Below are 7,338 nucleotides of genomic sequence, written 5' to 3'. Positions count from 1 at the left end.
TAAAGAGAATTTTTTAAAAACATGGGAATAAATGTGATATTTAATGGTTTTATGATGAGATTCGCCCTAGTTATAAACTAGGGCGTGCGGAGTTTAGGACGGAGCGGTACCCGGAGCGGATCGGTTACGAAATCGGTTCTCGCTGATACCCTTTAGGAGAATTTTCGGCAGTTTCTGCGTGTGAAAATCTGTTTTTCTGAAGATGTCATAAATTGAAATGCAGCAGGGCGGAAATGCCTTAAACGCATGCATTGAGCCGTTTTAAGGCGCCATAATTGTGAAAAAAAAGTCAAATAGGCTTGAATTTAGTGATCAATAACTTAATTTTGTTTATTGCACGTTGCCCAACATGGCTTATCCACTGATAATTATAAACGTTTAGCGTAGCCTTTGTGCTGACGCTGAGAGGAAAGTCTAAAACAATAACGTGAAAAGAGGGCAAAGATGAATAAGACCCAGCTAGTTGAGAAGATTGCTGAAAGAGCAAACATTACCAAGAAGAAGGCTGATGAAGCTCTTAAGGCATTCGAATCTGTAGTAACTGAAACTCTTGGCAACGATGAGACCATTACCCTTGTTGGTTTTGGTACTTTTGAAGCCAGCGAACGTAAGAGCCGTGAAGGCCGTAACCCAAGAACCGGTGAAGTCGTTAAGATTGACGCCCGCAAGGTACCTAAGTTCCGTCCAGGCAAGGCTTTAAAGGATGCTTTAAAGTAAGCTGCGGAGTCGGCTAATCCATTACAAGAAAGCACACATTTATGTGTGCTTTTCATTTATGGACAGCTGAAAATGCAGAGTGTTTAAAAAAACGACAGAATGCCAGTGTGTCCCTATATCGTAAATCTGTTATTTTTTGTACAGTCTTCATTTCTAACCGTGATAAATAATAAAAATGAAATAATAATAGTGAGATTATTAAAACATTTTCATTTATAATAATCACAATTTTTTAACTTTTTAGTTTGTAATTTTTTTTGATTGCATAGTGTATATTTCGGAGTAAAGAATACATGTTTACTGATAAACTCCGCGAAGGTGCAACCGGTCCGGCAGCCAAAATACTGTTCGGCATTATCATTGTTTCCTTCGCCGTTGCCGGTGTCGGCTCTTATTTAATTCCAGATCGTAATGAAGAGCCTGTAAAGGTTAACAAGGTTAAAATCCCTGAATATGAGCTTGAAAATCAGGTTCGCCTTGAAAAGAACAAGCTTGAAAGACAGTTCGGTAAGCAGTTCTTCGAACAGCAGATGGCTGCAGATGAGAACTTCAATAACAAGTTCAAGGCAACCATCCTTGAAAAGATGATTAACGATGAGGTTCTTACCCAGCTTATCGCCAGGGACGGTATTGAAATTCCGGCTGCCATTGTTAAGGCTAAGATTAAGAGCATGCCTGAATTTATGGTTGACGGTAAGTTTAATCAGGAACAGTACGAAAAGGTTCTTGCCATGGCAGGATTCCAGAGCCCTGACGTATACGGTGAAGCCTTAAGAAACGATCTGGCAAAAGAAACCTTCTTAAAGCCGGTTATTGACGGTGAGTTTGCCTTACCGGGGGAAGTAAGCCATCTTGCTGAGCTCCTTACTGAAAACCGCACCTATACCATGGTAAACGTAAACAAGGCCAAGTTTACCGAAAATGTTACGGTTTCAGATAAGGAAATCGCTGATTACTACGAAGCCAACAAGAATAACTATCTGCAGGCTGATAAGGTAAAGTTCTCATACATCTACCTTACATCAGAAGATGTTAAGTCAGACGTGCATTACACTGATGATGATCTGCTTAACTACTATAATCTCCATTCAGAAATCTACACCGTTCCTGAAAAGCGTGAAATTTCCCACATCCTTTTAACCGGTGACGATGCAATGGAAAAGGCAAAGGAAGTAAAGGCTAAGCTGGATGCCGGTGCAGACTTTGCCGCGCTTGCCAAGCAGTATTCTCAGGATCCTTCTTCAGCACAGAACGGCGGTAAGCTTCCTGCATTCGCTTTAGGTAATCAGGATAAGAATATTGCCAGCGCTTCCTTCGCTCTCGTTAAGCCGGGTGACGTGAGTGATCCGGTACAGTCTGATTTCGGTGTGCACATCATTAAGCTCAACACCATCATTCCTTCTACCTCAAAGACTTTCAGTGAATCAAAGGATGACGTAATCAGAAGATACGTTAAGCAGCAGAGTCAGGAAGTGTTCCTCGACAAGCGCCAGATTGTTTCAGACATTTCATTTGAAAATCCTGATTCTCTGGATCTTGCCGCTAAGGATGCAAACGCTTCAGACAAGGAGCATCCTTCTGAAACCGTAAAGGTTCAGGTTCATGACTACATCGCTTCAGACGCTAAGGATCTTCCGTTCCCATTCAGCGAAAAGTCTGTAATGGATAAGATCTTTGATCCTGAACTCCGTGAAACAGGCGTAAATTCTGATGTTATTGAACTCGGTCAGAATGCCTTCGTGGTTGTTCATATCGAAGATTATGTACCAAAAACTCCTAAGAAGCTTGAGGATGTCAAGGATGAGATTAGGGCTGACATCAGTGCTGAGGCATCAAAGTCAAAGGTTGACGAATACGTAAACGGACTTCTTGCTTCACTTTCAAAGGGTGAGTCTCTCGAGAAGGAAGCTGCTTCCGGAATGATTACCATTGACAGCCCAAGAACAATCTCCCGTCTAGACAACAAGGTTGACGAGGAAGTTTCAAAGAACGTATTTGAACTGGCTCATGCTGAAAAGGGTAATATCAATTTCGGCAGATATACCGCTAAGAACGGTGATGTGTATGTACTGATTCTCGATTCAGTTGAACAGAAGACTGAACAGGATGCATCACGTGATGACTTCCTTACTCAGCAGATCTCCGTAATGAAGTCCAGAGCGGATAACTTTGTACTTATCGATTCTGCACGTGCAGATGCCAAGATCGAGTATAACCGTACAAAGAAATATCTGAAGACCTCTTCTGATAAGGGAGAATAATTACAGAGGGTAAGCAGGAGTCCGGCTCCCCGCTTATAATGAATCACCGTTCCACGTTAATGCGGAACGGTGATTTTTTTTGCTGTGATGAATCACGAGCGGAAGCATTCTTAACCCCGCCGCTAAGCGATGCCTCAAGGTCCTGTCCCTGCGTGTTTTTAGCGTCAATAGGTTGACTAAACATATGTGCTGTTGTAACATGACGAAAGTTTCTTACACGTGGCGGTTCAGGCTGTATCTGCTCTGTCTGTCATGATGCCGTTTGTCGGTGTCGTTCGGTTGCAGACTGTAGGAGACGTTCACAGGCACAACGGTAATAATTGCAGGTGTCAGTTAACGTAGAGCTGTTGTGCGGCTCCGGCTGGGAGCACGGCTGAATGTTGACGTGTTATCCGGTTTTCAATTATGGCGGCTGGAAATTCATCCGGCCCGGAAATCAAAGATAAGGATTTATTTTAATGGAATTCAAGACTACTGAAGATAAGGTTTGTTACGGTATCGGTACTCAGGTTGGCGATCAGTTAAAGCACAGCATGTTCCCTGCATTCAACGTTGATGCAGTGATTGAAGGTGTTAAGGATTCTCTTTCTGGTAAGTTACAGCTCAGCCAGCAGGATCTCATGGATGCTTTCAAGGAATTAAATGAGAAGCTTGCAAAGGAACAGGCCGCTCTTGCTGAAGTTGCCAAGAAGAAGGGCGCTGAATACCTCGCTGAAAATGCCAAGAAGGAATCTGTTGTAGTAACTCCTTCAGGTCTTCAGTATGAGGTTCTTTCCGAAGGTAATGGTGCAGTTCCAAATGAAAACAACGTGGTTAAGGTTCATTACCACGGCACTCTCATTGACGGTACCGTATTTGATTCATCAGTATTAAGAGGTGAACCTGCACAGTTCGGCGTAAACCAGGTTATCAAGGGCTGGGTTGAAGGTCTTCAGTTAATGAAGGTTGGTTCAAAGTACCGTTTAACCATTCCTTACGAACTTGCTTACGGTGAAAACGGAGCCGGTTCAATTCCTCCATGCAGCGTTCTCGTATTTGAAGTGGAACTTCTCGATATCGTTAAGTAAGCGTTAAGCATGCGGTAGTGAGTCGTCAGGCTTACATAATCCGGGGTGGCGGGAAGTCCTATGGTGCAATGCAAAGCGCATCGGGATTCCCGCCTTTAGTATAAGATACCGTAGGACATACGGAAATTTATGCCTGCATGGATGATCTGAGACGCCAGTGTTTTCAGGTTTCTTTATAAGGCTCGGTCTACCGGGCTTCTAAGGTCTGAGCAGGAATCCCGTGCCCTGTCACGGGAGTGTCAGTTGGAGTCAAATTATGAGTAAGTTACGTATTGCCGTTGCCGGTGTAAACGGCAGAATGGGACGTTGCCTGGTTCAGTCAGTGTTTGCAGCCGGTGAAAAGTGTGAACTTGTAGCCGCTACCGAACATCCTGAGTCTTCAGTTATCGGTGCTGATGCCGGAGAGATTGCCGGCGTAGGCAAATTGGGTGTATCCGTCGTTGCGTCTCTTAAGGATGCCGCAACATTCGACGTTCTGATTGATTTTACCCGTCCTCAGTCATCTCTCGATAATCTTGCGGAATGCGTTTCACGCGGTGCTAAGGTTGTTCTGGGTACTACCGGTTTTACCGATGAGCAGAAGAAGCAGATTGCCGCATTCGCTGAAAAGACTGCTGTTGTGTTCGCGTCAAATTTCAGCGTGGGCGTAAATCTTGTGTTCAAGCTTCTTGAAATGGCTGCAAAGGTTATGGGTGATTATTCTGACATCGAAGTTGTTGAAGCTCACCACAGACATAAGGTTGATGCTCCGTCAGGAACCGCACTCAGCATGGGTGAGGCTGTTGCATCAGCTCTCGGCAAGAACCTTAATGATATTGCCGTGAAGGAACGCAACGGCATTATCGGAGAAAGAAAGCCGGGTACCATCGGCTTCTCAACCATCCGTGCCGGTGATATTGTCGGCGAACATACCGTAATGTTTGCAGATATCGGTGAACGCGTGGAGATTTCCCACAAGGCTTCAAGTCGCATGACTTTTGCTAATGGTGCCGTAAGGGCAGCTCAGTGGCTCAGTGACAGAACTACCGGTCTTTTCAACATGCAGGACGTTCTTAATCTGAAGTAATTTAAAGCCGCACGTTCGCGTGCGCTTAGAATCTTAAGGAGAAACGGCAGTAATGCCGTTTCTCCTTTTTGTTTGTCTTTGCATCTCTTCATTCAGCATGATGCTGAAACAATAACTGTTTCAGCCCGGAAGAGAATCCTGGTAATGGTTAACTCACCGTCATTCGGAGACTTCGTCTTTGCTGTCGGAGTTTCTGCGGCTGATGAGTGATGATATGGCCTCTTCAGCAGAGATTTTATGTCTGCTGATTTTGGTGTAGACACTTGTAGGGTTCAGCCCAAAGTATTCGGAAGCTTCGATGATGGAGCTGAACGTCATACCGTTTATGCTTACTTTCTTCATGCTGTCAGATTCGTATGATAGGCATAAGTCTAAAGCTTTCTCAGGGCTTTCGGCTCTTTTGATAACGTTGTTCCATCTGGATCTTCCGATTCCGTAGTGTCTGCACATCGCAGATACGGATTCAAAAGTTTTTCCGCGGACGGTAATGCTGGTCTTTTTTCCTGTCATATTAATTTTGATGTTGATAGAAATTTTAAATGTGTTGATCTGATTTTTATATGGTATCAAAAGTATACACTATAGTAAATAACCTGTACAATATTAATTCATTGCATCTTTATAAGATGGATACATAAAAACACAAAAATATGTCAGATATTGCATTGCGACGGTTAAACATATCTGATGCAGGTTGAATATTCAGGATTTCATGGCAGACAGAAGCGGAAATCACTGAATGGCGGCATTGATTGTCGTTAGCGGATTGCCGTTAGGAATTACTTTACCTTCGGGAGATCCTTCCAGCTTGTGGTGTATGAAGGGGAGCGACGTTCCTGCTTTGAGACCTGTCCGTGAGCATATATTCCCTGAGCGGCCAGAAATACCGTGTTGTGCTGTTTCCGGTTAAGACTGTCCACGGCATGCTGAAGCTTTTCTCTTTTCTGCCGCAGTTCCTCTGATTCGCAGGGGGTATCGAACATGTCTGACTGTGATTCCCTCAGAGGGGAAAGATCCTCAAGAATGACTCCCGCCTTGTAGTAGAGATAGCCCGGGATGAAGATTTTTTCCAGAACTTTCAGACCTGCGCTCATAAGCTCGGTGGTGTCGCAGGTTTTTACGCTGAGGCGGGCAGTAGCCTGTTTGGCGTATCTGCGGTCAACCCTTGAGGCAAGGTTAGTCTGGATAAAGATGCTGATAAGTCCGGCATACTGACCATCCTCCCTGAGCTTTTCCGCTGCTCTTGCGATAAAGTCGGCAACAATCTGCCGAAGCTCTGACAGATCAACGATGTGATGTCCGAAGGTTCTGCTCCACATAATCTGCTTTTTTGGTCGCGGTTCGTCCTCAAGGGTTATGCATGAGATGCCGTTAAGTTCCCTGATTATGTTGGCGACAGTTATGCTGAATCTTTTTTTTACCTTTTCGGGATCCATGAGGGAAAGGTCGTATGCGGTTCTGATTCCGTAGTCTCTGCTGAATTTTTCATTAAGAGCACGGCCGATTCCCCATATGTCATCAAGAGGTGTCTGTTTAAGGGCAAAAAGTCTCTCGTCGTCGGTGTCTATGGTCATGACTCCGCCGGGCAGAATTCCTTTTTTGGCACAGTGATTTGCAATTTTTGCGAGAGTCTTGGTGGATGCTCCTCCCACGCATACGGGAATACCCACATCATGGGTGACGGCATGTCTGATGTCCAGACAGTAATCGTGTCTGTTTATTGTTATTCCAAGCCCCGTAAGATCCATGAACGATTCATCTATACTGTATCTTTCAATGTTTACGGCGTATTCGCACAGCTTGGAAAAAACTCTGTTGGACATGTCAAGATAAAGACTGAAATTAGAGCTGAATACGGCAATGCCGTATCGGCTGACAAGATGTTTAATCTTGAACAGCGGAATGCCCATGGGGATTCCGATCTGCTTCGCTTCATTTGATCTGGATATTACGCATCCGTCGTTGTTCGAGAGAACAATTACGGGCCTGTTTTTCAGATCCGGTCGGAACAGTCTTTCGCACGATACAAAGAAATTGTTACAGTCCGCAAGGGCAAAATAACGCCTGGAGGTATTCATTTCATAGGCCCTGAGTCTTGAAATGTCTTCCGGTGTGGCTTTGTCCGGATCCGTGTATCTGATTATGCTCATGTGACTGTCGACAGGATTATTCCGCAGGTGAAAACTTTATGACATTCTGAGAGGGATTGCCGCAGGTTTTAATGAGT

6 protein-coding genes are annotated in these 7,338 nt (G+C 44.5%); 4 read left to right on the top strand and 2 right to left on the bottom strand.

Features of this window, described 5'->3' with window-relative positions; all coding sequences use genetic code 11:
- Nucleotides 1–444 precede the first annotated feature (444 nt).
- The 4 genes from QZU58_RS03520 (at nucleotide 445) to dapB (ending at nucleotide 5,111) form a co-directional block, all read left to right on the top strand.
- Nucleotides 445–717: an HU family DNA-binding protein gene (locus tag QZU58_RS03520; RefSeq protein ID WP_294494938.1), complete on the top strand. Its 273-nt coding sequence runs from the start codon at nucleotides 445–447 to the stop codon at nucleotides 715–717.
- A 293-nt stretch (nucleotides 718–1,010) separates the two neighbouring features.
- Entirely contained in the window at nucleotides 1,011–2,978 is a 1,968-nt protein-coding gene (locus tag QZU58_RS03515; RefSeq protein ID WP_294494935.1) for a SurA N-terminal domain-containing protein, read from the top strand.
- Between the two features lie 458 nt (nucleotides 2,979–3,436).
- Nucleotides 3,437–4,045 carry an FKBP-type peptidyl-prolyl cis-trans isomerase gene (locus QZU58_RS03510; protein ID WP_294462468.1) on the top strand — a complete coding sequence of 203 codons (609 nt, stop codon included), beginning with the start codon at nucleotides 3,437–3,439 and terminating at the stop codon, nucleotides 4,043–4,045.
- 253 nt (nucleotides 4,046–4,298) lie between these two features.
- Nucleotides 4,299–5,111, top strand: a complete 813-nt coding sequence (gene dapB / locus QZU58_RS03505; RefSeq protein WP_294494941.1) for a 4-hydroxy-tetrahydrodipicolinate reductase — start codon at nucleotides 4,299–4,301, stop codon at nucleotides 5,109–5,111.
- A 159-nt stretch (nucleotides 5,112–5,270) separates the two neighbouring features.
- Here the strand turns inward: dapB and QZU58_RS03500 are convergent, their stop codons facing one another.
- Together QZU58_RS03500 and QZU58_RS03495 are read right to left on the bottom strand one after the other, a co-directional pair.
- Nucleotides 5,271–5,621 carry a hypothetical protein gene (locus tag QZU58_RS03500; RefSeq protein WP_294462466.1) on the bottom strand — a complete coding sequence of 117 codons (351 nt, stop codon included), beginning with the start codon at nucleotides 5,619–5,621 and terminating at the stop codon, nucleotides 5,271–5,273.
- 269 nt (nucleotides 5,622–5,890) lie between these two features.
- Nucleotides 5,891–7,261 (bottom strand): Y-family DNA polymerase, encoded by a 1,371-nt coding sequence (locus QZU58_RS03495; RefSeq protein ID WP_294494932.1) that lies wholly within the window; start codon nucleotides 7,259–7,261, stop codon nucleotides 5,891–5,893.
- Between the last annotated feature and the right edge of the window lie 77 nt (nucleotides 7,262–7,338).

Origin of the sequence: uncultured Ruminobacter sp. (assembly GCA_902764345.1) — a bacterium.
Lineage (GTDB): Bacteria > Pseudomonadota > Gammaproteobacteria > Enterobacterales > Succinivibrionaceae > Ruminobacter.
The sequence above is the reverse complement of the archived record's forward strand: the minus strand, read 5'-3'. Positions and strand labels throughout refer to the sequence as shown.